The organism is Streptomyces sp. NPDC059455 (assembly GCF_042750115.1).
GTDB lineage: Bacteria > Actinomycetota > Actinomycetes > Streptomycetales > Streptomycetaceae > Streptomyces > Streptomyces endocoffeicus.
Map to the genome: position 1 here is coordinate 1 of NZ_JBHYVB010000452.1, position 2,401 is coordinate 2,401.

Here is a 2,401-nt window from a genome sequence, read left to right on the forward strand (position 1 = left end):
GGGCGGGCCGGGGCAGGGGGCAGCTGGCCCTTGAGCGGGCCCCACTCGTTGGGGTCGGGGACGCCCGGCGGCAGCATCTGGCGCCGCTTGGGGCCGCCGTGTTCGGACTCCCCCGGCTCCTTCGCGCCCGGCCACGCCTTGACGACCCGGGCCGCCAGTACGAAGTCCTTGCGCAGCGGATGCCCCTCGAAGCCGTCGGGGAGCAGCAACGGCGCGAGACCGGGGTGGCCGGGGAAGCCGATGCCGAACATCTCGTGGGTCTCGCGCTCATGCCAGGCCGCCCCGGCGTAGACGCCGGTCGCGGTCGGCAGCGCGGCCACCTCGTGCGGCACGGTGGTGCGCAGCAGCAGACCGCGCACCGCGGGCCCGGCCCCGGGCCCGGGCCCAGCCCCCGGCGTGGCCCCGGGGGCTCCCAGGGCGACGACGCGGGCGGCCACCCGGAAGCCGGTGCCCGGCTCGTCGACCGCGCTCAGCCAGTCGAAGTAGGTGCAGCCGAGGGTGTCGCGGGCCGTCTCCAACGCCGCGATCCAGGAGTCGGCGGGGACGTCGACCGTGAGCAGGCCGTACGACTCCTCCGCGGTGGCGCCCTCGCCGAACAGCTCGGCGGCGGAACGCGGCAGCCAGCCCACGGGTGGCGCGGCCTCGGCCTCGGCCTCCGCCTCGGGGACCTCGGCCTCCGGGACCTCCGGGACCGCCGGGACCTCCGCGGCCTTCGCCGCCCCAGTCGCCTTGACTCCGCTCGGCTCAGCCCCAGTCGCCCCGGCCCCGCTCGGCCTCACGGCCGCCCTCGGCTCCGCCGCCCCGCTCGGCTCGTTCGCTGCCCCGTTCGGCCCCGCCGCCTCGCTCGGCTCGTTCGCCATGCCGCTCAGCTCGTTCGCCGTCGCGTTCGGCTCGTTCGCCGTCCCGTTCGGCCCCGCCGGCTCGTTCCTCGGCTTGTTGGCCTCGTTCCGCTCGGTCATCGTGTGTCTTCCCGCCCCGGAGGCGTGACCAGTCCGCTGCGCAGCGCGGCGGCCGACGGACGGCTCGCGGCCGTGGGCGCCGTGCCGGGCCCGGAATTGCCGTAGCGCTCGCTCAGCGACTCGCGCGCGATCTTCTCCTGCAGCTTGAGGATGCCCTGCAGCAGCGCCTCGGGCCGGGGCGGGCAGCCGGGGACGTAGACGTCGACGGGGATGATCTGGTCGACGCCCTTGGTCACGGCGTACGAGTCCCAGTAGGGGCCGCCGCAGTTCGAGCAGGCCCCGAAGGAGATCACGTACTTCGGCTCCGGCATCTGCTCGTACAGCCGCTTCACCGCGGGCGCCATCTTGTCCGTGACCGTGCCGGAGACGACCATCAGGTCGGCCTGGCGCGGCCCCGGCGCGAAGGGGATCACGCCGAGCCGGATGAAGTCGTGGCGGGCCATCGACGCCGCGATGAATTCGATCGCGCAGCAGGCGAGCCCGAAGTTGAAGACCCACAGGCTGTAGCGGCGGCCCCAGTTCAGGACCACCTTCATCGGCTCGGGGGCCAGCCGGGCCAGCGGGCCGAGACGGCGCGGCTCCGGCAGGTCCACCGGGGCGGGCGCGGGGACCGGCGGTCCGGAGGCCGTCGTCGGCGTCGGGTTCGGTGTCACGTCCACTCCAGGACGCCCTTCTTCCATGCGTACAGCAGACCTACGGCGAGGAACCCGAGGAAGATGAACATCTCCACCAGCGTGGCGGCCCCGAAGCCGGGCGCCGCGAAGACCGTCGCCCACGGGAACAAGAAGATCGAGTCCACGGCGAAAATCACATACAGAAAAGCGTAGACGTAGTAGCGGACCTGGGTGTGGGCCCAGCCCTCGCCCACGGGATCCACTCCGCACTCGTAGGTCAGCAGCTTCTCGGGCGTGGGTACGACGGGCCGCAGCAGCCGCCCGGCCCCGAAGGCCACGGCGACGAAGATCACGCCGATCGCCGCCAGCAGTCCGACCACCGTATAGCCGTGGAAGTAGTCGGCCGCGAGCTGGACGCTGGTGACGCTGGTGGTGCGTACGGTCGTCGCCTCCGGCACGTCCGCCCCTCGCTCCCTGGTCTCGTGGTGCTTGCCCGCTCCTCGTCGACCTCGCGTGTTCGACGATCCGTACGGACGGGAAGTCTAGGCCCTGCCGCCACCCGGCCGGGCGGCCCGTCCGCCATGCGGTGGGGGTAGCCCCATGGCGGAGCCCCCGTGGGGCCGGGCAGTCTTGCTGTCATGACCTCCAGTTCCCCCGTCGACGGGCCCGTCGAGGGCCCCCACCGCGGCCGCGGCGGCGGCGGCCGAGGGCGCCCCGCCGGGGCGCCGCCCCCGCCCACACACCACACACGGGCGGGGGGTGCCCGGGGCGGGGCCGCGCGCGAGGCCCGATCTCGCACGCGCGCGGGGTGTAACACACACCCACCCG

3 protein-coding genes are annotated in these 2,401 nt (G+C 74.3%); all 3 read right to left on the bottom strand.

Annotated elements, in window-relative coordinates:
- Positions 1-959 (bottom strand): NADH-quinone oxidoreductase subunit C (locus ACFXB5_RS53420; protein ID WP_385223291.1); only part of this gene is annotated, 959 nt, incomplete at its 3' end.
- Positions 956-1,618 carry an NADH-quinone oxidoreductase subunit B gene (locus tag ACFXB5_RS53425; RefSeq protein WP_385223293.1) on the bottom strand — a complete coding sequence of 221 codons (663 nt, stop codon included), beginning with the start codon at positions 1,616-1,618 and terminating at the stop codon, positions 956-958. The genes ACFXB5_RS53420 and ACFXB5_RS53425, both read right to left, overlap by 4 nt.
- Entirely contained in the window at positions 1,609-2,031 is a 423-nt protein-coding gene (locus ACFXB5_RS53430; protein WP_044571740.1) for an NADH-quinone oxidoreductase subunit A, read from the bottom strand. Before ACFXB5_RS53430 ends, ACFXB5_RS53425 begins: the two co-directional genes overlap by 10 nt.
- Positions 2,032-2,401 lie beyond the last annotated feature (370 nt).